A 24,564-nucleotide genomic window follows, 5' to 3' on the forward strand; every position below is an offset into this window, starting at 1 on the left:
GCGAAAAGCGATAACGGGAACTCCTCGCGGGCCGGGCCTTCTTATGGGGGCAGGCCCCGCGCCTGCGCGTTTTCAACCGGCAGTTCGAGGAGGAACATTCGCCATGCCATACAAGACCGCCACCGGCACCCGCAACGCATCCATCAAGCAGGCCTTCCTGGCCACAGCCGCCCTGGCGCTGGCACTGCCCCTGAGCAGCCTGGCCCAGTACGCCGGCCCGAGCTCGGTGCCCGCCATGACCGTCAAGCAACTGCTCGACACCGGCAAGGACGACCAGCACGCCACCTTGCGCGGCTTCATCGTCTCGCACGACGGCGGCGAGCACTACACCTTCGCCGACGACACCGGCCGCATGAAGGTGGAGATCGACGCCAAGTACTTCCCGCCCGGCGTGAGGATCGACGACAAGGTGCGCGTCGAGATCACCGGCGAGTTCGACAAGGACCTCGTGGGCAACAAGGTCGAGCTCGACGTCAAGCAGCTGGTCGTGGTGCGCTGAGCGCGCCCTTCTCGACCAGCGCGTGCTCGATCCCGTCGAGCACCGCCTCCGGTGCGTGCAGCCAGTCCTTCGCGAGCACCTGCCGCACCTCCCAGCCGAAGGCATCGAGAATCCGCGGGCGCGAGACATAGCGCTCGAGCACGTTGCGGTTCTCGTAGTGGGCGGCCGTGTCCACGAGGATGCCGAGCGCGTAGTGGCTGTCCCCCGCATCTGAACCCGTGCCAGCGGCACGGATCGCCAGGTCGCAGCGAAAGCGCGACTGGCCCACCTGTTCGTCCACCGCATGGCCGCGCGCGCGCAGCGCGGCCGCGAGCTGCACGCTCACCGCATCGGCCAGCACCACGTGGCTTGCTCGCGCCGCGCCGCGCGTCAGCGGGTTCATGCCCTCGAGCACGCGCGTGGCGGTGGCATCGTCGCCGCGCGACAGGCACTCGGCATAGCGCAGGAAATTCTTCAGCGCCGCGGCGCCCTCGTTGTGGTCGTTGGTGATCGCCTCGTGGCGAATCGTCGAGACCACCGCCATGTGGTGGCGCGCGCGGCTGAAGATCACGTTGAGCCGCTTCTCGCCGCCGCGCTGGTTGATCGGCCCGAAGTTCATCAGCATGCGACCCTCGGCATTGGGGCCGTAGCAGATGCTCAGCAGGATGATGTCGCGCTCGTCGCCCTGCACGTTCTCGAGGTTCTTGATGAACAGGCCGCAGAACTGGTCGTCCTCCTCGCGCACGTACTCGGCCTCGAGCCGTGCCGCGAACTCGGCGTCGGCTGCGGCGAGGCTGTCGAGCTCGGCCTCGATCTCGCCCTGCTGCGCTTCCGAGAAGGCCACGATGCCGAGGCTGCGCCCGGTGCCGCGGCGCAGCAGCTCGCGCACCAGCTGCGCGATGTGGCGCGCCTCGCCGCTGTTGCGGCGGCTGTCGTAGACCGCGTCGGTCACGCGGTGGAAGCTGATGGCGCGCGAGAGCAGCGCATCGGCCTGCGCGGCCACCGACTCGGCCGAGGCGGCGCTCGACTGCACCAGGATCTCGGCGCGCTCCTCGCTCGGCAGGCTGCGGTCGGGGATGGTGTAGAGGTTGCCCGCGTAGAAGGCCGCGTTCGAGAAGCCGATCAGCGACTCGTAGCGGCTGCGGTAGTGCCAGGCCAGCAGGGTGGCCGGCAGGTTGCGCGCGCCCTGGTTCAGCAGGCTGTCGGCATCGAGCACCACCGCGATGCGGTCGCCCTCGTTGTCCTCGTCCTCGACCGACACGGTCTGGTCCTCGGCATCGCGGCCCGACGAGAAGAAGCTGGTCGGCGGCAGCTGCATCTCGTCGCCCACCACGATGATCTGCGGCGCGCGGTAGAGCGCGGGCACCGCTTCCTCGACCGGGATCTGGCTCGCCTCGTCGAAGATCACCACGTCGAACAGGTCGGCCGCGAGCGGCAGCGTGTCGGACACCGACAGCGGGCTCATGAGCCAGATCGGCTTCATGTCGCGCACCACCTGGCCGGTCTCGCCGCTCGCGAGTTCGCGGATCGCCTTGTAGCGCATGGTCTTGCCGAACTCGTGCTCGAGCTCGCGGCGTCCGGCGTTGTAGCTCTTCTTGAAAGCCTTGCCCTCGGCATCGAGCTGGCTCGCGGGCAGGGCGCTCTTCTGCACATGGTCGCGAAAGCGCTGGCGCACGGCCGCGGCCAGGGTGTGCGCATTGCGGCCGAGCAACTGGCGCTCGGCATCGCCCAGGCGCTGCGCATGGCGCGCGAGCGCGGCCGCATCGAAGCGCGGCAGCCAGCGCTCGGTGCGGTAGACGCGCTCGAGGCCCTCGCGCGCGACCGCGAACTCGATCGCCTCGGGAGCGAGCGGCAGGCCGCGCAGCGCGGCGGCCACGGCCGGATCGGCATCGGCGAGTTCCTGCAGCGGCGCGAGCGCCGCGGGCAGCGCATCGGCCTGGTCGTGCAGCGTGCGCGCGAGCTCTTCGAGCGTGGCCAGCGGCAGGGCTGCGGGATCGTGGACCAGGTCGCGCCACAGCGCATCGAGCGCGTCGCAGCGTGAGCCCGCGGCGACCAGGCGTTCGACGTCGCGGCTCGCGCCGGGCGCGCTGCGCAGATGGGCCTGGAAGGCGACGCGCAGGCTGCCGGCATCGTCCAGGCCGCGCAGCGCCTGCATCTGCTGCGCGTAGGCCTCGGGGTCGGTGCAGCCGTAGTCGGCCTCGAGCTGCGCGGCCTGCTTCTGCAGCGCGGCGCGGGCCGTGTGCTCGGCCAGCAGTTCCTCGAGCAGTTGCGCGGGCTTCGGCCGCACCGCATGCGCGGCGAAGTCGTAGCGGCGCTTGAGTTCGCCCGACAGCCGCCACCACGAGGGCTGGAGGAAGCGCAGCAGCGAGTGCTGCTGCGCGCGGGCCTGCGCGAGGCCGGCCTCGGTGTCGGCGGGCGAGAGCCTGTCGCGCCAATGGGCCGTGCGCTGCAGCCTCTCGTCGAGCGTCTGCTGCAGGCCGCGGCGTTCGGCCAGCGCGGCATTCAGCGCCTGGCTCGCGGGATGAGCAGCATCGAGCAGCGCGAGCTGCCCGCGCGAGGCCAGCGTCGCGACGCGGCGCGCATCGGCCACCAGCGCGAGCGCGTCGCGCCATGTCACGCCGGCTTCGGCCAGCGGTGGCCAGGCCTCGACCAGCGCATCGCGGCAGGCACCGCTTTGCGCCGCGGCGCGTTCCGAGCCTTCGACCAGCGCGGCCAGCGGCTTGGGCTGGCGCAGCAGCGCGGGCGCGAGCAGCGCGAACGGATGCTGCGCGAGCGTGGGCGCGCCCAGGCTCTCGGTCACGGCCAGGTGCAGCCGCGCGGCCAGCTCGGCATGGCGGCGCCAGGCCGCGTAGTCGGGCAGGGCCTCGGCCTGCAGCGGCGTGAGTTGGGGGTCGGCGGCTTTGAGCGCGACCAGCCGCGCCACCAGCTCGCGCAGCGTGACGGCCAGGTGCGCGGGCACCTCGCGCATCGCGGCATCGAAGCGCTCGAGCGCGCGCAGGTCGAGGTCCATCGCATCGAGCAGCCGCGTGCGTTCGCCGCCCTCGGCCTCGAGCGTGGAGGGCGCCTCGAGCCATTGCTCGTAGGTCTGGCGCAGGTTCTGCACGAAGGCCTTCTTGTCGCCCTGCGAGTCGTGGATCATGCAGCACAGCTCGTCCAGCCCCTGCTGGCGCAGGCGGTGGAACACCACGTCGATCGCGGCGCGCTTCTCGCAGACGAAGAGCACGCGCCGACCGCGCCCCACGTAGTCGGCGATCAGGTTGGTGATGGTCTGCGACTTGCCGGTGCCCGGCGGCCCCTGGATGATGTAGCTGGCCCCGGTGCGCGCCAGCGCCACGGCGGCGGTCTGGGTCGCGTCGGCCTGCACCACCGGCCATTGCTCGGCCAGCGGCAGCACCGCGGGCGTCTCGGCGTCGACCTGGCGCGGCTGCAGCGAGAACACGCGGTCGAAGGCCTCGCTCGCCATGTCCGATTCGACCAGCCCGCTGTAGTCGCGCACCAGCGACATCTTGCGATGGTTGAAGTTGCCGAGCGTCACGGCCGTGAGGTCCACGTCCCACTGGTAGGGATTGCCGGCGTTCTCGCGCAATGCGAAGGTCTGGCGCTCGGCCTCGGCGGGCGCCGTCTGCGGTGCCATCTGCGGCGCGCGCGGTGTCGGGCGCGCGCCCACCGCGCCGGCCAGCGGCAGCGGCACGCGCCGCACGCGGGCATGGAACAGCTGCAGCCCGCGCGGGCGGAAATCGTCCTGCGCATAGCTGTAGTCGGTGGCCGCGATGGGCACGGCCGAGGGCGCGTGTTCGCGCACGCGCCGCTTGAACTGCTCGAGCCGCTGGCGCGCGCGCTGGTGGATCAGCGCGATCTCGGGCTGCCGCAGCAGCCGCAACTGCACGCCGGGCTCGGTGCGCGCGATCTGCGCGGCCAGCTCGGCATGGAACTGCTCGATCGAGGTCTCGCGCAGGTCGATGCTCTCGGGCAGCACGATGCCGTAGAGCTGGCGCAGGTGATGGCGCAGCGTCGGGTTGACCTGGGCCTCGGGGCCCGCGGCCTCGAGCAGGTACTGGTCGCGCACGCCCTTCTTGCGCGAGAGCTCCACCGGCAGCATCAGCAGCGGCGAGACGATACGCTCGTTCGCGTCCTCCTTGAGGTTGTGCCAGCGCAGGAAGGCGATCACCAGCGAGAGCTGCGACAAGCCGTATTCGGCGCGGTCGCGCCGCGCCTCCTGCAGGATGCGGTCGAGCGCGCCCGGCAGGTAGGGCTGGTCCTCGAAGCGCAGCCAGCGCGCGAGCGGCACCGGGTCGCCGCTCGCGACCTCGGCGGCGAAGCGGCCGTCCCACACGCAGAGCTGGTCGACGCGGATGCTCTGCAGGTCGACCACCAGCGGCACGCTGGCCACCGTGAGGTTGACGTGCGCCTGCGTGGGCTTGAAGTACAGCAGCCGGTTGCGCCGCGAGAGGTCGAACAGCCGGTCGCGCAGGTGCAGCTGGATCGCCTGGCGGCGCTGGCCCGCGCCGTCCTTCGGGTTCGCGAGGCGCTCCAGGCCCAGGTCCAGCGGCTGGTCGCGGTAGGTCTCGAGGCGGCGGATCACCGAGGGCAGGTCGCGCGCGCGCTCGTGGCGGTCGAGCGCCGTCATCTCGACGATCACCGCGGCCAGCACCGGGTGCAGCCGGCGGTTGATCTCGAACAGGTTGCCGCGGTGCTCGGCGAAGCGCGCGAGTTCATCGCCCTGCGTGAAGTCGAGCCCGCAGGCCAGGCTGGCGAGCACCTGGCCCAGGCACAGCATGTCGCTGAGCGCGTCGTGGTGCGCGAAGCGCTGCTCCCAGGCGCCGTAGCCGGGCAGGTAGGCCGGGCGCTGCGGCACCGTGTCGGGCGTGGCCTCGGGCAGCACCTCGAGGTTCTCGCGCGCGACGCCGATGCCGCCTTCGACGGTGACGCGTTCCTCGCCCACCACGCGCAGCACCGAGGCCACCGGGCGTTCGAGCGGCGCGATCGCCTGCGGGTTGCGCTTCGGCTCGGCGCCCGCGGGCTGGGCCAGCTCCAGCGCGGGCACCTCGTTCACGCGGTAAGCCATCGCATGGCCCAGCGCGGCGACCCGGCCCTGCTCGTGCAGCGCCGAGACCTCGCGCAGCAGCGGCAAGGCGAGCGCGAGCACGTCGTCGGTCTGCAGGCCGCCATGGGCATCGGCGGTGTCGAGCAACTGCAACAGTGGTGCGATGCCCGTCATGCCGTGGCGCTCCGTGCGTGTTGGGCCCGGGCCTTGTCGAGCACGGTGGCGGCGTCGCGCTTGACGCGCGCGAGCGTGCGCTTGGCCAGCTTGAGGTCCTGCGCGAGCCGCTGTTCGAAGGGCGCGGCGCAGCCCAGCGGCTCGGCCAGCGCGAGCGCCGCGGCCAGCGCGGCGTCGTCGAGCTCGGGATCGGCCGCGACGAAATCGACCAGCACGCTGGCCATGTAGTCGTGCAGCCCGGCGGGCAGCGGATCGGGCGGCGGCGGTTCGACGGCCTGCGGCAGCGAGGGCACGAAGCCCGGGAAGAAGCGCCGCGCATGCGCGAGCAGCGGATCGGACTGCATGAAGGGCTCGCGCAGCAGCCGCGCGACCACGGCGCGCGTCAAACCGCCCACGCGCTCCTGGCCCAGCACGTCGAGCGTGCCGAGGTCGAGCGGGCCTTCGAGCGCACCGGCCAGCCAGGCATCGGCCTGCGGATCGCGCTCGCTCCACAGCCGCAGCGCGCGGGCGCGCACGAAGACCTCGGGATGGCTGGTGCCGCGCGTGGCCGCGTCGGGCCCGGCGCTGATCTCGTCGGCCTGGCGCAGGTAGCTCGCGGCATGGACCTGCGCGAGGCCGGTCTGCACCTTGACCAGCGCGCTGACCGCGGGCTCGAGCGCGCCGCAGCCCACGCAGGCGCCGCGGTCCGCGAAGGCCTCGGTGTAGAGGCTGTGGCGCCGCGCGGTCTGCAGGTGGCTCGCGTCGGCGCGCGGATCGGCCGCGGTCGCCTGCAGCAGCCGGTCGACCACCAGGTGGCGGCCGTCGTCGCGCGTCCACAGCAGGTGATGGGCCAGTTCGTGGCCGAGCACGGCCTGCAGCTCGGGCCCCTGCAGCCGTTCGAGCAGCGGACCCGAGAGCACGATGTGGGCCTCGCCCGGCAGCATGTGGATGGCGGCGTTCATCGCGCCGTCCTGGCCCTGGTAGAGCGTGATCGGTACCGTGACGCCGAGCCGCTGCGCGACCAGCGCGGCATGCGCATGCAGCTCGGGATGCGCGTCGGCGTCGAGCCGGTACGACTGGCGCAGCAGCTCGGCACGCACGGCGGCCGCATGCTCCTCGCGCGCCTCGGCCGAGGCGGCCCAGCGCCAGGCCTCGGGTTCGTTCGCCTGCAGGTGGGCGGCCAGCGCCTGCTGGTAGGGCAGCGGCACCAGGTCGGCCAGGCCGACGGAAGAAAGCGTGGGGGAGGGGGCGGCGGGAGAGGAGTCGACCATGTCGGGATCGCCGGTAACAAGAGTTGCCGACGATCCTAAACGAGCACCGTGGCGGCGCCGTCCTTCGTCAGTGCGCCATTGGTGCGACCGCGAGGTCGGGCAGCACGTTCATGATGCGCAAGGTCTCCTGCACCACCTGGCTGAACACGGGCGCGGCCACCAGCCCGCCGAAGTACTTGCCGGCGCCGGGCTCGTCGACCATCACCGCGACGATGATGCGCGGCTTGTCGATCGGCGACATGCCGGTGTACCAGGCGCGGTACTTGTCGGAGGCATAGCCCTTGCCGACCTGCTTGTGCGCGGTGCCGGTCTTGCCGCCGACCGAATAGCCCATGGTCTGCGCCAGCGGCGCGGTGCCGCCGGGCGCGGCCGCCAGGTGCATCATCTGGCGCACCTCGCTGGCCACCAGCGGCGAGAACACCTGCACGCCCGTGGGCGGCGTGCCGTCGTTCTTCAGCAGGCTGACCGGGATCACCTCGCCGTCGTGCGCGAAGGCGGTGTAGGCATGGGCGATCTGGAACAGCGAGGCCGAGAGGCCGTAGCCATAGGACATGGTGGCCTGCTCGATCGGCCGCCACGACTTCCACGGCCGCAACCGCCCGGTCACCGCGCCCGGGAACACGGTCTGCGGCTTCTGGCCCAGGCCGACCGCGGTCAGCGAGTTCCACATCTCCTGCGCCGACATGCGCTGCGAGATCTTGGTCGCGCCGACGTTGCTCGACTTCTGGATCACGCCCTCGACCGTGAGCACGCCGAAGTTCTCGTCGTCGTGGATGGTGGCGCCCGAGACGGTGATGCGGCCCGGGTTGGTGTCGATGATGGTCTTGGGCGTGACGCGGCCGAGCTGCAGCGCGGTCGCGATGGTGATCGGCTTCATCGTCGAGCCGGGCTCGAAGACGTCGGTCATGGCGCGGTTGCGCAATTGCTCGCCGCTGAGGTTGCGCCGGTCGTTGGGGTTGTAGCTCGGGTAGTTGGCCATCGCCAGCAGCTCGCCGGTGCGTGCGTCGACCACCACCACGCTGCCGGCGCGGGCCTTGTTCGCGACCACGGCGTCGCGGATCTTCTCGTAGGCCAGCGATTGCACGCGGTCGTCGATGCTCAGCTGGATGTCGCGCCCGTCGGTCGGCGGCACCTGGTCCTCGGTGTCCTCGACGATGTGGCCGAGCCGGTCCTTGAGCACGTGGCGCGAGCCGGCCTTGCCGGCCAGGTCCTTGTCGAAGGCCAGCTCCACGCCTTCCTGGCCGATGTCCTCGACGTTGGTGAAGCCGGCCAGGTGGGCCGCGGCCTCGCCCTCGGGGTACTGGCGGCGGTAGTCGCGGCGCAGGTAGAGGCCCTTGATGCCGAGCGCCGCCACCTGCTTGGCGATCGACTCGTCGACCTGGCGCCGGATCCAGACGAAGCTCTTGTCCTCGTCCTCGAGCTTCTTGTCGAAGTCCTTCTGCGGCATGCCGAGCAACCGTGCCGCTTCACGCAACCGGGCCTGCACGGCGGGGTCGTCGCGCTCGATGTCCTCGGGAATGGCCCAGATGCTGGGCGCGGGAATGTCGGAGGCCAGGATCAGCCCGTTGCGGTCGAGGATGCGGCCGCGGTTGGCCGGCAGCTCGAGCGTGCGCAGGTAGCGCACCTCGCCCTGGTGCTGGAAGAAGTCGTTGTCGAAGACCTGCACGTAGGCCGCGCGCACCGCGAGCAGCAGGAAGCCGAAGGCCACGGCGGCGACGATGAGCTTGCTGCGCCAGACCGGTGTCCTGCTCGCGAGCAGGGGGCTGCTGCCATACCGGATGTGTCCGTTGGGCTTCATCGTTCTTCTGAGGGAGCGCTCTTCCCCGCCGTGTTGTTGTGGGCGGTAGAGGGGCCCGGAGGCCGCGAGTTCCGGGCCGGCGCGCGCGCTCATTCGGCGCTAAGACTGCGGCGGCGCGGGGCCGAAGCACCGCGCCGCTCGCTTCCTTAGTGCATCACTGCGATTTCGGCCGCACGCTGATGATCGGGAACGGCGAGGGCACGCGGCCGTCGACGTCGCGCGGCATCACCTCGGTCTTCTGCACCGCGCGCAGGGCGGCGTCGTCCCAGGCGGCATTGCCGCTGGACTTCACGAGGCGCGGCGTGCCGACGATGGTGCCGTCGGGCGAGGTCTGGATCTGGATCTCGGCCGCGGGGTTGTCGCTGATCGAGTTCGGATCGAAGACCACGTTGCGCTTGATCAGCGCGGCCACGCGGCCGAAGTAGCCGGCCGACGGCCCGCCGCTGCCCGCGCCCTTGCCCGAGCGCGGCCCGGTGGTCTGCTCGGCCGTGGAGCCGGCCTGGCCCATCAGGCGGCGCAGGTTGTCCTGGCGGTCCTTGTCGAGCTGGGCCTTCTGCTGCTCGAGCTTCTTGGCGTCGTCGCGCTTCTTCTGTTCCGCGAGCTTCTGCTGCTCGGCCTGCTTCTGCTGCTGCAGTTCCTTCTGGCGGTCGTCCTCGCGCTTCTTGGCCTCGAGCTGGTCCTTTTCCTTCTTGGCCTGGGCTTCCTGGCGCTTCTTTTCCTGCTGGCGCTGCTGTTCCTGTTCGCGTTCGCGCTGTTCCTTTTCCTCGCGCAGTTTCTTCTCGCGCTCGAGCGCGATGTCGGGCGCCTTGGGCGCCGGCGTGGGATCGGGCCGCACGGCCTGCGGAGGAGGCGGCGGGGGCGGGGGAGGCGGCGGTGCGGGCGTGGGCTCGGGGGCCGGCGGCGGGTTGGCGATGCGCGGCGCGGCCACCTGCTGCGTGGGCGACCACAGCTCGGCTTCCACCGCGTCGTCGTCGCCTTCGCTCTTCCAGCGCACGCCCCAGGTCAGCGCGGCGATCAGCAGCGCGTGCGCGATCAGGGCGAGCACCACGGCGCGCGGCGTGCCGCGCTGCGGCGGCGGCGCGAACTCGGGGCGATCGAGGGCAAGTGACATGCGTTTCGGGGTCCGGCTGGCGCTACGGCTTGGCGTTGGTGGTCTGGACCGACAGGCCCACGCGCTCGATGCCGGCGCGCTTGAGCTGGTTCATGGCCTTCACCACGGTCTCGTACTTGACCGACTTGTCGGCGCTGATGACCACCGGGCGCTGGTCGTCGCCGTTCTGCGCGGCCTTGGCGATGCTGCCGATCTGCGTCATCGGCACCGAGGCGCCGCCGGTGCCCTGGGAGGGATCCTTCTTGACCTGGACCTCGTCGTCGCTCTTGATGACGATCTCGATCGGCTTGTCGGGCTGCTTGTTGGCGCGGTCGACCGTGGGCAGGTTGATCACGCTCGGCGTGATCAGCGGCGCGGTGACCATGAAGATGATCAGCAGCACCAGCATCACGTCGATGAACGGGACCATGTTGATCTCGTTGATCGTGCGGCGACCGCGGCCGCGGGACGAAACGGCGGGCATGCGTGCGCGCTCCGGTTCAGCGGTTGGTGGCCGAGGGGCCCGCCGGGGCCGCCGCGGACGGGTTGGAGGACAGGTTGCGCTGGAGGATGTTCGAGAACTCCTCGATGTAGGTCTCCAGGGCGATCGCGATCTTGTCGATTTCGCGCGCGAAGCGGTTGTAGCCCACCACGGCCGGGATGGCGGCGAACAGGCCGATGGCGGTGGCCACCAGCGCTTCGGCGATGCCGGGCGCCACGGTGGCGAGCGTGACCTGGGTCAGCGCGGCCAGGCCGGTGAAGGCATGCATGATCCCCCAGACCGTGCCGAACAGGCCGACGTAGGGCGAGACCGAGCCGACGGTGGCGAGGAAGGACAGGTTCTGTTCGGCCGCGTCGAGCTCGCGCTGGAAGCTCGCGCGCATCGCGCGGCGCGCGCCGTCGAGCAGCGTGGGGGCGTCGCTCACATGGCGTTCGCGCAGCTTCTGGTACTCGCGCATGCCCGAGGCGAAGATGCGTTCCATGGGGCCGGCGAACTTGGCGTTCTGCGCGGCCGAGGCGAACAGCTCATTGAGGCTGGTGCCCGACCAGAACTCGCGTTCGAAGTCGTCGTTGAGCGCGCGCATGCGCTTGAGCGCGAAGTACTTGCGGATGATCGCGGCCCAGCTCGCGATCGAGACGATCACCAGGAGGAGCACGACCGCTTGCACCATGAAACTGGCATGGAGCAGGAGATTGATGATGGAGAGATCTTGATTCATGGCTTGAAGGGTTGAGTCATGGAGCCGCGATAGCGTTCGAGGGTTCCCGAAACCTGCGCCGGAATCCGTGCCGGGCGCAGGCTGGCGGCGTCGACCCAGCCGATGCGGATCGTGCCTTCGCACAGCAGGGTGGGGGTGGCGCCCGCCTGCTCCGGCTTCAGCAGCACGGTCTGCGCGATTATCAGTGAGGCGGAGCCCATCTGGCGCAGGTCGGCGGTGACGATGAGCTGGTCGTCGAGGCGGGCGGGGCGGTGGTATTTGATCTGGGTCTCGCTGACGACGAACTGGCCGCCTGTTTCGTTGCGCAGCTTGTGCTGCTCTACGCCCAGGGAGCGGAGCCATTCGGTGCGGCCGCGTTCCATGAACTTGAGGTAGTTGGCGTAGAAGACGATGCCGCCGGCGTCGGTGTCTTCCCAGTAGACGCGTAGGGGGAACTCGTAGGTCATTGCTTTTGGTGTTCTTTTTTTAGGCTGTTGGCCGGGTCTCGCCCCGGCGGGCGAGTCACTTTCTTTTGCTTCGCCAAAAGAAAGTAACCAAAGAAAAGGCGACCCACTGTCTGCGACCCCTTCGCTGCGCTCCGGGGCAACCTGCGGTGCTCGCGTTTCGCGGGGTCTCGCAGAACTCGCTCCGCTGCGCTGCGCTCAGACAGCTGCGAGCCCTTATCCGCGAAACGCTGCGCTCCTCGGCGCAGCCAGAGGGGTGGTTCGGGCCGTCGCTGCGCTCGGCCACCAAGACCCAACGGGCCTTCGCTTCGCTCGGCCTCAATGAAAGATCCAAGGCCTACGCATGCGCACTCACCACACAAGGACGCGCCAAGGCGCGTTGACCCTGATCCCCTCTGGCTGTGCCGAGGAGCGCAGGCGTAGGCGGGATAAGGGCCGCAGCTGTCTGAGCGCAACGCAGTGGAGCGAGTTCTGCGGACCCCCGCCGTAGACGAGCACCGCAGGTTGCCCGTAGCGAAGCGAAGGGACACAGACAGCGGGGTCGCCTTTTCTTTGCCTACTTTCTTTTGGCGAAGCAAAAGAAAGTAGGTCGCCCGCCGGGGCGAAATCCCGGCCAACGGCCTCAACAAAAAAGCAGCGTCAAACCAGAAAGCCGAAACCTTCATCCAGCCAAACCACGCAACCGACCAATAGCTTCCTCAAGATGCGCCATAGAACTGGCAGTAGAGAACCGAATGAAGCTAGCAGTATCCGCAGTCCCGAAGTCGCGACCAGGAGTCACAGCCACATGCGCCCGCTTCATGGCCTCGAACGCAAAATCCCAGCTCCCCGAAATCCCGAGCCGAGCAGCCAGCCCCGAACAATCGGCCCAGGCATAGAACGCCCCATCGGGAACCACTGGAACCGGTAGCCCCAACGCCTCGAGCTGCGGAATGAACCAGTCCCGTCGCGCCTTGAATTCGCCGCGACGACGCTCGTACTCCGCAATGCTCTCCGCCTCGAAGCAAGCCAGCGCCGCGTACTGCGCCACCGTGCTCGCACAGATGAACAGGTTCTGCGCCAGCCGCTCCACCACAGGCACCAGCACATCGGGCACCACCAGCCACCCCAGCCGCCACCCCGTCATGTTGAAGTACTTGCTGAAGCTGTTGATGCTGATCACGTTGTCGTCGATCGCCAGCGCCGTCTGCCCGTAGGCATCGTCGTAGGACAGCCCCAGGTAGATCTCGTCGATCAGCGTGATGCCGCCGCGCGAACTCACCACCTCGTGGATGCGCCGCAGCTCGTCGCGCGCGATCGAGGTGCCGGTCGGGTTCGAGGGCGAGGCCAGCAGCACGCCGCGGGTCTTGTCGGTCCAGGCGGCCTCGACCTTGTCGGCGCTGAGCTGGAAACGCTCCTCGGCGGTGGTCGGGATCAGCACGGCCTTGCCCTCGGCCGCGCTCACGAAGTGGCGGTTGCAGGGATAGCTGGGGTCGGGCAGCAGGATCTCGTCGCCGGCCTCGATCAGCGTGAGGCAGGCCAGCTGCAGCGCGGCCGAGGCGCCGGCCGTGACCACGATGCGGCGCGCCGGCACGTCGACGCCGAAGCGGTCGCGATACCACTGGCTGATGCGTTCGCGCAGATGGTCGAGGCCGGTGGCCTGGGTGTACTGCGTGGCACCGGCGCGCACCGCGCGCGCCGCGGCTTCCTGCACCAGCGGCGGCGCGGTGAAGTCGGGCTCGCCGATGTTCAGGAAGATCATCGGCCGGTCGGTGTGGGCCACCTCGCGCGCCAGCTTGCCGGCGGCCTTGGCCACTTCCATCACGTAGAAGGGCTCGATGCGCTCGGCCCGGGTCGAAATCCTCATGCGGGGTGCTTCGCGAAAGAAGAAGGAGGAAGAGGAGAAGGCGAGGGGATCAGGGCCGCGCCTTGCCGGTCGCGCGGTCGGCCTCGACCTCGAGCGGACGCAACTGGGGCGCGAGGCCGTTGAGCACCGCGTTCACGTACTTGTGGCCGTCGGTGCCGCCGAACTCCTTGGCGAGCTCGATGCATTCGTTGAGCACCACGCGCCACGGCACGTCGAGGCAATGCTGGAACTCGTAGACGCCGATCCACATCACGGCATGCTCGATCGGCGAAATCTCGGCCAGCTTGCGGTCGAGCAGCGGCACGATCAGCGCGTCGAGCTGCTCGGCGCCTTCGATCGAGCCGTGCAGCAGCGCGTCGTAGTGCGCGGCGTCGGCCTTGTGGAAGCCCGCGAGGTCGCGCGTGAAGCTGTCGATGGCGGCCGCCTCGTTGCGGCCCACCAGGTGCTGGTAGAGCGCCTGCAGCGCGAACTCGCGCGCACGGGTGCGGTTGGACTTGGCCGAGGCCTTGCGCGCGCCGGTGGAGGTCAGGCCGGTGCGCGTCGCTCGCGCCTTGTCCGGTCGTGCGGAACGCTGCGGTGCAGCGCCTCCCTGGTCTTCTTGGGTGGTGTCGTCGGTCATGAAAGGTCGGCCAGCAGACGCGCCATTTCCACCGCCACGCGGGCCGCGTCGCGGCCCTTGTCGGTCTGGCGGGCGACGGCCTGCTCGAGGTTCTCGGTGGTGAGGATGGCGTTGGCGATGGGCAGCTTGTAGTCGAGCGCCACGCGGCTCACGCTCGCGCCCGATTCGTTGGCCACCAGCTCGAAGTGGTAGGTCTCGCCGCGGATGATGCAGCCCAGCGCGACCAGCGCGTGGTAGCCGCCGCGCTCGGCCAGCGCCTGCAGCGCGACCGGCACTTCGAGCGCGCCGGGCACGCGCACGTGGTGGATGTCGTTGGCGGCCACGCCCAGCGCCGCGAACTCGTCGAGGCAGGCGCTGGCGAGCGCATCGGTGATGTCGGCATTGAAGCGCGCCTGCACGATGCCGATGCGCAGTCCCTTGCCGCTGTTGCCGTCCAGCGGCTTGTCGGCCGCGCCCTGGTTTGCACCTTGCATGTCGTTCAGTCCTTTGCCAGATAGCCGGCGATCTCGAGGCCGTAGCCGGCCGCCATGCTCGGCATGCGCCGCGGCGTGCCGAGCAAAGTCATCTTCTGCACGCCGCATTCGCGCAGGATCTGCGCGCCGATGCCGTAGCTGCGCAGGTCCATGCGGCCGCGCTCGGGCGCCTGCGCGGGGCGCGCGGTGCCGTCGAACTGGGCCAGCAGCTCGTGGGCCGTTTCGCCGCAATTCAGCAGCACGGCCACGCCCCGGTCGAGCTGCGCGATGTGCGAGAGGCTGGCGTCCAGGCTCCACGAGTGCAGCGAGCGGTTGATCTCGAGCGCGTCGAGCACCGACAGCGGCTCGTGCACGCGCACATCGACCGTGTCTTCGGGCGCCCACTTGCCGCGCACCAGCGCGAGGTGCACGCCGCCGCTGGGCTGGTCGACGAAGGCATGGGCCGTGAAGGCGCCCCAGGCGGTCTGGATCTCGCGGCAGCCGACCTTCTTGATCAGCGATTCGGTGCGGCTGCGGTGCTCGATCAGCGCCGCGATGGTGCCGATCTTGAGGCCGTGCTCGGCCGCGAACAGCTGCAGGTCGGGCAGGCGCGCCATCGTGCCGTCCTCGTTCATCACCTCGCAGATCACCGAGGCGGGCGAGCAGCCGGCCATGGCGGCGAGGTCGCAGCCGGCCTCGGTATGGCCGGCGCGCATCAGCACGCCGCCGTCGACCGCCTGCAGCGGGAAGATGTGGCCGGGCTGCACCAGGTCGGCAGCCACGGCGTTGCGCGCCACCGCGGCCTGCACGGTGCGGGCGCGGTCGGCGGCCGAGATGCCGGTGGTCACGCCCTCGGCGGCCTCGATCGAGACCGTGAAGGCGGTCGCGTGCTTGGTGCCGTTGCGCGCCACCATTGGCGGCAGGTGCAGGCGTTCGCACATCTCGCGCGACAGCGTGAGGCAGATCAGGCCGCGCGCATGGCGGGCCATGAAGTTGATGGCTTCGGGCGTGATGTGGTCGGCGGCGACCACGATGTCGCCCTCGTTCTCGCGGTCTTCCTCGTCGACGAGGATGACCATGCGGCCGGCGGCCAGTTCGGCCACGATCTCCTCGACCGGGGAGATCGGCGCGGGCGTCCGATTGGCGCGCGAGGCGCCGATCGGCGTGACGGATGCGTTCATGATGGGGCGGGGTCCTTGGATGCGGGGAATGTCGGTGTCAGGCCGGCCGGGCCGGCTGCAGCACGCCCGCCTGGAGCATGCGCTCCACGTAGCGCGCCACGGTGTCGATTTCGAGGTTCACGCGCGAACCGGCGCGCAGGTCGCCCAGCGAGGTGTTCTGCACCGTGTGCGGAATCAGGTTGATGCTGATCTCGCTGCTGCCGTCGGCCGCGTCGGCGACGGTGTTGACCGTGAGGCTCACGCCGTTGATGGTGATCGAGCCCTTGTAGGCCAGGAAGCGCGCCAGCGCCTGCGGCGCGACCACGCGCAGCTCCCAGCTCTCGCCCACGGGCTCGAAGCGGCTCACGGTGCCGATGCCGTCGACGTGGCCCGAGACGATGTGGCCGCCGAGGCGGTCGCTCGCGCGCAAGGCCTTCTCGAGGTTGATGCGCGCACCTTCCTCGGTCAGTCCCGCTGTTTTATCGAGCGACTCGGCCGAGATGTCGATGGTGAAGAGCCTCTGCGCGGGGTCGAAACTGGTGACGGTCATGCAGGCGCCGTTGAGCGCGATGCTGTCGCCGAGACCGACGTCGTCGAGGTAGCCGTCGGGCGCCGCGATGCCGAGTCTCTTGCCGTGGGAGGAGGAGGAGCCGAGGTCGTGGATGGCGGCGATACGCCCCACGCCGGTGATGATTCCGGTGAACATCCGCGCATTTTCGCAGGTCCGGAAGGCCCGCGGCATTTCCTGGCACTTCGGGACCGCCGGCGCGGTCGCGCGGGCGTCTTGCCGGGCGGCTGTGGACGGCAGCCGGCGCGCCGCGGGCGGCGTCAGAAAGCGTCCCGGCCGGCCACGCGCGCCACGATCCGCAGGTCGGGCCCGATCATGTCGGCCGAGCGGAATGCCAGCGGCAGCGCCCCGGCCAGCGAGACCAGCGGGCCGTCGGCGTGGATCTGGCTCGCGATGTCGAGGCCGCTGCCGATCAGCTTGGGCGCGAGATAGACCAGCAGCTCGTCGACGCAGCCTTCGCGCAGCAGCGAGCCATTGAGCTTGTGGCCCGATTCCACGTGCAGCTCGTTGACGCCGCGCGCCGCGAGGTCGCGCAGCAGCGCGGGCAGGTCGACCTTGCCGTGGGCATTCGGCAGGCAGCTGACCGTGGCGCCGCGGGCTTCGAGCGCCGCGGCGCGGGCTTCGTCGCGCACTGCCGCGTAGATCCAGACCGCGCGGCCTGCTATGAAAAGGTGAGCATCGGGCGGGGTCTGCAGGTGGCTGTCGACGATCACCAGGTGCGGCTGGCGCGGCGTCTCGACCAGCCGCACGTCCAGGCGCGGGTTGTCCTCGAGCACCGTGCCGACGCCCGTCAGCACCGCGCTGGCCCGGGCGCGCCAGGCATGCCCGTCGGCGCGCGCGGCCTCGGCCGTGATCCATTGGCTCACGCCGTTGGCGAGGCCGGTGCGGCCGTCGAGCGAGGCCGCGACCTTCATGCGCACCCAGGGGGTCTTGCGGACCATGCGCGAGAGGAAGCCGAGGTTGAGTTCGCGCGCTTCCTCGGCGCCCGGACCCACCTCCACGGCAATACCCGCCGCGCGCAGCCGTTCGAAGCCCTGGCCCGCGACCAGCGGATTCGGATCGGCGAGCGAGGCGACCACGCGGCCGATGCCGGCCGCGATCAGCGCGTCGCAGCACGGGCCGGTGCGGCCATGGTGGGCGCAGGGTTCGAGCGTGACGTAGGCGGTGGCGCCCGCGACCGAATGCCCCTGTGCCGCCGCGTCGCGAAGTGCCATCACCTCGGCATGCGGGCCGCCGGCCTTCTGCGTGTGGCCCTGGCCGAGCACGCGGCCCTGCGCATCGGCGATCACGCAGCCCACGCGCGGGTTCGGATCGGTGATCAGCAGCGCCGACGCAGCCAGGCGCAGGGCGCTCGCCATGTGCTGCGCGTCGTGTTCGGGAGAGGGCATGGAGGCTTCGCGAGGAAAAGTTGACACGGGTGCGTCGGGATCATACGAGCGGCGCGCGAATGCGGATGGACGGCGCGGCGCTCGCGCCCGGTGCGCTCGTACGCTTGCCGTTCGATCGCGAGACACGCGACACCAGAAGAGAACGGGGGGAGGACGGATATGGCAAGGTCGAATCGAACGGCGCATGCCGCCGCGGGCTTTTCGCTCGTGGAAGTGCTGGTGTCCATCGCGCTGCTGAGCCTGGGGCTGCTCGGCGCGGCGGCCATGTTGCTGCATGCGGTGCGCGCGAGCGGCGAGGCCGCGAACTTCGGCGCGGCGCTGAACCTGGTGCGCGAGCTGTCGGAGAAGACGCGGCTCAACCGGGCCGTGGCGGCGCGGCGCGATGGGGCCAATGGCTACCTCGTGGCGCAATGGACGGCAGGGTCTGCCGCAGGCGAGGCGGGCGTCACCGATTGCGCGGCGGCCGGCGCCGCCTGCAAACCCGAGGACCTCGCGCGCTGGGACATGCAGGCGTGGAAGCGGCGCGCCGCGAAGGCCCTGCCAGGCGCGCGCGTCACGGTCTGCTTCGACGGCAATCCATGGAACGACGCAGCGGGCGCCCATGCCTGGGACTGCGAGGCCGACGGACCGTTGCTGGTCGTCAAGCTCGGCTGGTTGCCGCGCAACGCGAGCGAGGCGCAGCGCCGCGCGGGGGCATCGGCACCGCCGCGGCTCGCGATGCCGTTGATGCCCGCGCAGGCCGGCGAGGGGCCGCGCGGTGGCTGAGCGTGTCGAACCCGCAGGGCGCGCGCGGCTGCGTGGCGTGTCGCTGGTCGAGCTGATGGTCGCGCTGGCGCTCGGCCTGGTGGTGGTGCTCGCCGCCATGCTGGCTTTCGGCGGCGGCCGGCAATTGTTCGTTGCCGAGTCCGAAGCCCGCACGGTGGAGGAGTCGCTGCGTTTCGCGGCCTTCGTCGTGCGGCGCACGGTGCGGCAGGCCGGCTATGCCGATCGTGCGGCCGGCGATACCGTCATGGCCGCCGGAAACGATCCCCTCGAGCTCGACATCGTCGGCGCTCGCAACACGCGCGTCGGCGCCAGCGGCGAAAGCTATGGGAGACACAACGCACGCGGCGTGAACGACAGCGATTCGTTGCTGGTGCGCTTTGCCGGCAGCTCGCGCACCGACGACGACGGCAACGCCACGGAGGCCGACGGCACCATGGTCGACTGCATGGGTTTCGCGCAGCCCGCGCCGAGCACCGGCACCGCCACGCCGGCCGATCGCGCCTGGAGCATCTTCCACGTGGCAGAGGCGGCCGACGGGGAGCCCGAGCTCTATTGCAAATACCGCGGCGACCGGCGCGGCAACTTCCGGTCCGAGCCGCTGGCGCGCGGCATCGAGGTGTTCCGCGTGCTGTTCGGGCGCGATCTCGATGGCGACGGCACGCCCGAGCAGTGGCTCGATGCCGCGCAGCTCGATGCGGTGGCGGCCGCGTCGTCGCTGGGCAACTCGGCCTGGCGGCAGGTGGTGGCGTTGCGCATCGGGATGGTGGCGCGCAGCGCACGGCCGGGCAATTGGCCCCGGCCCGAGGAGGCGCAGCTCTATCCGCTCGGCCCCGAGTTCCCGGTGGTTCGCTTCCGGCCCGCGGCCGATGGGCGGCTGCGGCGTGTCGCGAGCTTCACGGTGGCGCTGCGCAACAGCCAACGCGAGGCCGCGCCATGAACCGGCCGGCGCGCGCCTCGCGTGGCTTCTCGCTGATCGTCGTGCTGATGCTGCTGCTCGTGGTGTCGGTGCTCGGCCTCGCCGCGGCGCAGAACGCGCTGGTCGGCGAGCGCATCGCGCGCAGCGACCGCGACACCGAGGTGGCTTTCCAGGCGGCCGAGGCCGCGCTGCTCGATGCCGAGCGCGACGTGCTCGGGCCCAACGACCATGGGGCGCAGCGGCTGTGCCTGTTCGACGGCCGCGATGTGTCGGCCTTCGCCGTCGATTGCGCCGGGACCGGCACACGGCTGGGACTCTGCGCGGCCGCGCCGGTGGGCGACCCGCCGGCGTGGACGCAGGTCGATTTCGCACTCGATGCGAACCGGTCGGTGGCCTATGGCCGCTTCACGGGGCAGGTCTATGCCACCGGTGCCGGTGGCCTGTCCGTGCGCGCGCCGCGCTACATCGTCGAGGCCCTGCGCAGCCGGGGCAGCGGCCCGCAGGGCGTGCTGCACAGCGCGAGCGCGAGCGCGGGCGTCGCGACACATGTCTTCCGCGTCACCGCCATCGGCTTCGGGCCGCGCGAGGAGACGCGGGTGCTGCTGCAGACCACGCTGGCCAAGCCGTCGGCGAGTCCTGGTTGTGCCGACGCTTCCTCTCCTTCTACCTGATCGGACTGCCATGCCCTCGCTTCGCGCATTCATCGTGTGCATCGCCCTGGTTTTCTGCGCGACGTGGAGCGCGCCGGCATGGGCCGGCATCGCATCCACGACGCCGCCCGATGTGCAGCTGACCAGCGTGCCGGTCCACGCGCTGGCCGGTCAGCCCGATCCCAACATCGTGATCGACCTGTCGATCAAGGCCTCGAACGCGGGACCGGCGTACCTCGGCAGCTTCGAGCCCGCCAAGGTCTACGAAGGCTATTGGGATGCGAAGGGCTGCTACGACTACCTGCGTGTCGAGGGCTACTTCCGCCGCACCGCGACGGCCACCACGCTCGCCGGTGGCGAGATCGCCTGCCGCGAGCAGTGGAGCGGCAATCTGCTGAACTGGGCCACGGCATCGCCGCTCGATCAGCTGCGCATGGCGCTGACCGGTGGCGACCGCGTGGTGGACACGCCGGAGCGGACCGTGCTGCAGCGAGCGACCTGGCCGATCGGGGCTGGCGTCGAGCTTCCCGTCAAGACCGTGCGCGGGCATCTCGAGCGGCTGACACCGCGCAGCGGGCTTCGCGCGGACGAAACGCTGCGCATTCGGAACTGCGGGGAGCGGTTGGTCGTCGATGCGGACACGCGCACCGATGCGGACCGTGGCTGCGTCTCGGCGGCCGGGGCCGATCTCCACTTCGCGCGTGTCGAGGTCTGCGCCGCCGATGAGGCCGCCGTGCGTCGTGATCTTTGCGCCGCGTATCCCAGTGGTCATCACAAGCCGGTAGGCGCCTTACAGGTCCATGCGGGCAACGCGCGTTTCGCCGTGTTCGACTACCTGCCCGGCAGCGATCCCAGGCGCCAGGGCGGCGTGCTGCGCGAAGCGATGAAGTCCATCGGGCCGGAGAAGACCGATGCCGCGTTCGACCGGGTCGAGAACCCGCGGGCGGAATGGGATGCGCGCACCGGCGTGTTCCGCGACGACCCCGCGGGCACCGCGCAGGGTGTCATCGCAGCGGTGAACCGCTTCGGACGCTCGGGCGACTACGCGCGCTTCGATCCCGCGGGCGAGCTGTTCCATGAATCGCTGCGCTACCTGCAGGCGAAGCTGCCGATGCCCGCGGACCCGGTGCTCGGGAACTGCCAGCGACACCACATCCTGAACATCGGCGACCTCGACACCGGGCGTGATGGTTCGGCGCCGGGCTCGGGCAGTGCGGCCTTCGCGCCCGACACCGCGCACTGGACCCGGCTCGTCGGTGCTTTCGAGAATCGAAAGGCCGGCGCGGCCCAGGGCTCCTTCGGCATGGCGGGGCTCGCCTATTGGGCGCACACGCAGCGGATCCGCGGCGACCATCCCGATGCGCGCGTGCAGACCTTCGCGGTCGACCTGGATGCCGACCGGAGCGCTGTGGTGGGTACGCGCCAGCGCGGCAGCGCGCTCTACCTGGCCGCGAAGTACGGCGGATTCGTCGACCGCAACGGCGATGGCGATCCATTCCGAAGCTCCGCGCTTTTCGGCGCCCCGGACGCAGCGGGCAAGTCGGCATGGTTCAGCAACGCCGAATGGGCGGAAGGGCTCGACCACGACGGGCAGCCGATGCCGGCCAATTACTTCCTTGCCAGCGATGCGCGATCGACGGCGGATGCGTTGCACGGCGTGCTTCGCCGTGCCACCGCGCCGCCGCTGGGCGCGAATGCCACGGCCGCGATCTCCTCGGACGCGGTGGGAGCGGCCGGCGCGAGCCTCTATCGCTCGCGCTCCGACAGCCGGCGCTGGGCTGGCACCTTGCTGTCGTTTCGCCTGTTCACCGATCCGGACACGGGCGCCTTGCGCGTGGCCGACACGCCGTCGTGGGATGCGGGCGCCTTGCTCGATGCACGCGTGGAGAAATCCGGTGCATCGGCGCCGCGAAAGATCTTCACACTGTCGACGGCAGGCGTCGGCATTCCCTTCGAATGGGAGGCGCTCGACGAACCGTTGCGGCGCTCGCTGCGTACGGAGACCGAACCTGCATCCCCGATGCCTGCCGGGGCCACCGACGCCCTGGCCCGCGACCGCCTGAACTACCTGCGCGGCGAGCGCCGAAACGAAGCCTCGTTCGCGGGTGGCCGGTTCCGTGTGCGCGACTCGGTGATGGGCGATGTCGCGCATGCGGCCCCGGTGTACGTCGGGGCGCCCGATCCCGCCCTGCGCGAAGCCGACTACCCGGCATTCCTCTCCACGCATCGCCAGCGCGAGCCCGCGGTCTATCTGGGTGCCAACGACGGCATGCTGCATGCCTTCTCGGCGCGCACGGGCGAGGAGCTTTTCGGCTATGTCCCGCGCCTGCTGTTTCCCACGCTGGGCCAGCTCGCGCAGCCCGGTGGCGCGCATCTCGCCTATGTCGACGGCACGCCCGCCGTGGCCGAGGCGCGCATGGCGAACGGCCGGTGGAAGAGCGTGCTGGTCTCGGGCCTGGGCGCGGGTGCCGCCGGTGTCTTCGCGCTCGATGTCAGCGATCCGCGGGCCTTCTCGGCCGACAAGGTGCTGTGGGAGTTCGGCAGCGCCGACGACCCCGACATGGGCCACCTGATGCAGCCGCCGCGCATCCTGAAGTTCCGCACCAGGGCCGCGACGGCGGGCCGTGCAGCCACCCATGCCTGGTTCGCGGTCGTGCCCTCGGGCTTCAACAACCGTAACCCCGAGAAACGCGCCGCGCTGTTCCTGCTGTCGCTCGACAAGCCGGCCGGCACGCCCTGGCGGCGCGGCCTCGACTATCACAAGATCCTGCTGCCCCGGCCCGCGGACACCCGCCTGGTCAATGCGCTCGCGAGCGCGCCCGGCGACCATGCGGCCGACGACGGAACGGTCCGCTGGCTCTATGCCGGCGATACCCAGGGCAATCTGTGGAAGTTCGACTTCGAGCGCGATGCGCCGTGGAGCGAGGCCAACGCGCTGGGCTTCGGCGGTGCGCCGCTGATGGTCGCGATGGACGGCGGCGCGGGCAGCCGGCGCCAGCCGATCACGGTGCCGCCGGAAGTGGGGCTCGGGCCCGGCGGCGGTGGCATCGTGCTGTTCGGCACCGGTCGATTCGTCGAGCCGGCGGACCTCGGCGCCTCGCGCCGCGGCGTCCAGACCGTGTATGCGGTGCAGGACACGGGCACGCCGATCCGTGCGGGCGAGGCGCGGACCCAGTTGATGGCGCGGCAGGCGCGATCCGTCGAGGGCGGGCTGACGGCCATCGAAGGCCCGTCCTTCGTCTACGGCGCCTTCGACCGCGCGACGACACGGCGGCGCGGCTGGTACCTCGACCTGCCGGCGTCGCTCGACCAGGGCGAGCGCCAGGTCGAGCGGTCCGTGCTGGCCGATGGGCGCCTGTTCTTCAACACGCTGATCCCGCCGCAGGCGGCCTGCGGCGAAGGCAGCGGCCGCAGTTGTGCCGTCGACGCGATGACCGGCCTGTCCAAGGGCGGCACCTGCGTGCCCTCGGAGGCGGGGCTGCTCGGTGCACCCTTCGTGGTCCAGCAGGGCGATGCGTCCTACGGTGCCGCCGATCCGGCCGGTCGGCGCGTCGAGACGCGGCGGCTCTCGGTCCTCAGCCCCGGCACCCGCAAGGGCACGGCGGTGTCGGTCGCGCAGCCGCCCGACGGTGCCACGGTGTCGCGCCGCGCCGGCCGTCTCAACTGGCGCCAGGTGCCGGACCCGCAAGGGACACGGCCATGATTACCCGCCAAGGCCATCGCGCGGGCGCGGCCCTCGGCTGGAGTCTGATCGAGGTGCTGATCGCACTCGCGATCGTCGCCATCCTCGCGGCCATCGCCTTTCCCTCCTACGTGGATGCGGTGCACCGGGGCTGGCGCGCCGAGGCGCGGTCGGCGCTGCTCGCGCAGATGCAGCAGCAGGAGCGCCACTTCACCGTCGATGGCCGCTACCGGCGCTACGAAGGCGATTCCGCCGAGAGCGGGCAGGGCGGCAAGTACCTCGTGCGCAGCGAGCATTGCGACGGCCAGCGCAGCCTCGACGACTGCCTGCGGCTCTCGGCGCGGCTCAAGCCCGGCTTCTCGGACCCGCCGGTCGGCAACCTGTGGCTGGACAGCACGGGCGGCCGCGGCTGCGATGGCGCGCAGCGTGCGAGGTGCTGGCAATGAAGCGCGCGGGACGCTCGCGCGGGCTCACGCTGGTCGAGCTGCTCACCGTGATCGCCATCGTCGCCATCCTGGCCGCCGTCGGCGTGCCGGGTTTTCGCGCGCTGCTGCTCCACCAGCGGCTGGCGGCCGTGTCGCAGGCCTTCGTGGCCGCGCTCGGGATGGCGCGGATCGAGGCGATCCGGCGGGGCGAGCCGGTCAGCGTGCTGGCCGACGGCGGCGCCGGCTGGGATGCGGGCTGGGTGGTGGTGGCCGATGCCGGCGGCGACCACGCGCCGCGCGTGCTGCGGCGCTTCGACGGGCTGCCGCCGGGCATCGCGGTCGACCGGGAACTGGGCGACGGGTTGGCGCAAGGGGTGCACTACGACGGCAATGGCTTCTCGCGGCGCGTGCGCAATGCGGGCTTCGGCGCGGGCTGCCTCGCGTTCAAGGCCGAGACGGGGCGGCGCGCGGCCATCGTTCTCTCGGCGTCGGGGCGGCCTCGAAGTTGCGACCCCGATCGGAAGGGGGAGTGCGGAACTGGAGTGTGCGGGCAGGGCGGTGGATAGCAGCCGTCCCGCGGCCCGGCGTCGACAGGC

General features: G+C 70.8%; 20 protein-coding genes. 7 read left to right on the plus strand and 13 right to left on the minus strand.

Translation table 11 applies throughout. From position 1 onward, the window contains the following. Positions 1 to 103: 103 nt before the first annotated feature. Entirely contained in the window at positions 104 to 499 is a 396-nt protein-coding gene (locus AC07PU_RS12325) for a YgiW/YdeI family stress tolerance OB fold protein (RefSeq protein ID WP_093344340.1), read from the plus strand. Here AC07PU_RS12325 and AC07PU_RS12330 read toward each other — a convergent pair. The 13 genes from AC07PU_RS12330 to ribD form a co-directional block, all read right to left on the minus strand. Beyond that, positions 474 to 5,696, minus strand: coding sequence for a DUF4011 domain-containing protein (locus AC07PU_RS12330; protein ID WP_495317781.1), 5,223 nt, complete (start codon positions 5,694 to 5,696; stop codon positions 474 to 476). The two genes, AC07PU_RS12325 and AC07PU_RS12330, sit on opposite strands and share 26 nt — an antisense overlap. Further along, complete coding sequence (locus tag AC07PU_RS12335) at positions 5,693 to 6,946, minus strand: M48 family metalloprotease (protein WP_495317783.1); 1,254 nt, start codon at positions 6,944 to 6,946, stop codon at positions 5,693 to 5,695. The genes AC07PU_RS12330 and AC07PU_RS12335 overlap by 4 nt, the downstream gene beginning before the upstream one ends. Positions 6,947 to 7,013: 67 nt before the next feature. Then, complete coding sequence (locus AC07PU_RS12340) at positions 7,014 to 8,744, minus strand: peptidoglycan D,D-transpeptidase FtsI family protein (protein WP_495317785.1); 1,731 nt, start codon at positions 8,742 to 8,744, stop codon at positions 7,014 to 7,016. Positions 8,745 to 8,898: 154 nt separating this feature from the next. After that, positions 8,899 to 9,855 carry a cell envelope integrity protein TolA gene (gene tolA, locus AC07PU_RS12345; protein WP_495317787.1) on the minus strand — a complete coding sequence of 319 codons (957 nt, stop codon included), beginning with the start codon at positions 9,853 to 9,855 and terminating at the stop codon, positions 8,899 to 8,901. A 22-nt stretch (positions 9,856 to 9,877) separates the two neighbouring features. Further along, positions 9,878 to 10,318 carry an ExbD/TolR family protein gene (locus AC07PU_RS12350; protein ID WP_093344332.1) on the minus strand — a complete coding sequence of 147 codons (441 nt, stop codon included), beginning with the start codon at positions 10,316 to 10,318 and terminating at the stop codon, positions 9,878 to 9,880. 16 nt (positions 10,319 to 10,334) lie between these two features. Then, positions 10,335 to 11,054 (minus strand): protein TolQ, encoded by a 720-nt coding sequence (gene tolQ, locus AC07PU_RS12355; protein WP_093344331.1) that lies wholly within the window; start codon positions 11,052 to 11,054, stop codon positions 10,335 to 10,337. Further along, entirely contained in the window at positions 11,051 to 11,500 is a 450-nt protein-coding gene (gene ybgC / locus AC07PU_RS12360) for a tol-pal system-associated acyl-CoA thioesterase (RefSeq protein WP_057594488.1), read from the minus strand. The genes tolQ and ybgC overlap by 4 nt, the downstream gene beginning before the upstream one ends. Positions 11,501 to 12,158: 658 nt before the next feature. Beyond that, the gene (locus AC07PU_RS12365; protein WP_093344328.1) at positions 12,159 to 13,343 is read right to left on the minus strand and encodes a pyridoxal phosphate-dependent aminotransferase; all 1,185 of its coding nucleotides are present in this window, start codon (positions 13,341 to 13,343) and stop codon (positions 12,159 to 12,161) included. Between the two features lie 49 nt (positions 13,344 to 13,392). Beyond that, positions 13,393 to 13,962, minus strand: coding sequence for a transcription antitermination factor NusB (nusB, locus tag AC07PU_RS12370; RefSeq protein WP_495317791.1), 570 nt, complete (start codon positions 13,960 to 13,962; stop codon positions 13,393 to 13,395). Further along, positions 13,959 to 14,435, minus strand: a complete 477-nt coding sequence (ribH, locus tag AC07PU_RS12375) for a 6,7-dimethyl-8-ribityllumazine synthase (protein WP_057594485.1) — start codon at positions 14,433 to 14,435, stop codon at positions 13,959 to 13,961. Before ribH ends, nusB begins: the two co-directional genes overlap by 4 nt. Positions 14,436 to 14,440: 5 nt before the next feature. Next, a complete protein-coding gene (gene ribBA, locus AC07PU_RS12380) occupies positions 14,441 to 15,595 on the minus strand; it encodes a bifunctional 3,4-dihydroxy-2-butanone-4-phosphate synthase/GTP cyclohydrolase II (protein ID WP_093344326.1) in 1,155 nt (384 codons plus the stop codon). Positions 15,596 to 15,632: 37 nt separating this feature from the next. Next, positions 15,633 to 16,280 carry a riboflavin synthase gene (locus AC07PU_RS12385; RefSeq protein WP_057594483.1) on the minus strand — a complete coding sequence of 216 codons (648 nt, stop codon included), beginning with the start codon at positions 16,278 to 16,280 and terminating at the stop codon, positions 15,633 to 15,635. 122 nt (positions 16,281 to 16,402) lie between these two features. After that, positions 16,403 to 17,530, minus strand: coding sequence for a bifunctional diaminohydroxyphosphoribosylaminopyrimidine deaminase/5-amino-6-(5-phosphoribosylamino)uracil reductase RibD (gene ribD, locus AC07PU_RS12390; RefSeq protein WP_495317794.1), 1,128 nt, complete (start codon positions 17,528 to 17,530; stop codon positions 16,403 to 16,405). A gap of 159 nt (positions 17,531 to 17,689) precedes the next feature. On the opposite strand from ribD, the gene pilV reads away from it, so the two are divergent. From pilV to AC07PU_RS12420, 6 genes are read left to right on the plus strand one after another with little or no spacing between them, the layout of a single operon-like run. Further along, positions 17,690 to 18,295: a type IV pilus modification protein PilV gene (gene pilV / locus AC07PU_RS12395; protein ID WP_495317796.1), complete on the plus strand. Its 606-nt coding sequence runs from the start codon at positions 17,690 to 17,692 to the stop codon at positions 18,293 to 18,295. Further along, a complete protein-coding gene (locus AC07PU_RS12400) occupies positions 18,288 to 19,232 on the plus strand; it encodes a PilW family protein (protein WP_495317798.1) in 945 nt (314 codons plus the stop codon). Before pilV ends, AC07PU_RS12400 begins: the two co-directional genes overlap by 8 nt. Next, a complete protein-coding gene (locus tag AC07PU_RS12405; protein ID WP_495317800.1) occupies positions 19,229 to 19,882 on the plus strand; it encodes a pilus assembly PilX family protein in 654 nt (217 codons plus the stop codon). Before AC07PU_RS12400 ends, AC07PU_RS12405 begins: the two co-directional genes overlap by 4 nt. 10 nt (positions 19,883 to 19,892) lie before the next feature. After that, a complete protein-coding gene (locus tag AC07PU_RS12410; protein ID WP_495317802.1) occupies positions 19,893 to 23,564 on the plus strand; it encodes a pilus assembly protein in 3,672 nt (1,223 codons plus the stop codon). Next, positions 23,561 to 23,989, plus strand: coding sequence for a type IV pilin protein (locus AC07PU_RS12415; RefSeq protein WP_296792992.1), 429 nt, complete (start codon positions 23,561 to 23,563; stop codon positions 23,987 to 23,989). The genes AC07PU_RS12410 and AC07PU_RS12415 overlap by 4 nt, the downstream gene beginning before the upstream one ends. After that, complete coding sequence (locus tag AC07PU_RS12420) at positions 23,986 to 24,534, plus strand: GspH/FimT family pseudopilin (RefSeq protein ID WP_495317804.1); 549 nt, start codon at positions 23,986 to 23,988, stop codon at positions 24,532 to 24,534. The genes AC07PU_RS12415 and AC07PU_RS12420 overlap by 4 nt, the downstream gene beginning before the upstream one ends. The last annotated feature ends 30 nt before the right edge of the window (positions 24,535 to 24,564 follow it).

The sequence above is a fragment of the Variovorax sp. GW821-FHT10D07 genome, assembly GCF_059415325.1.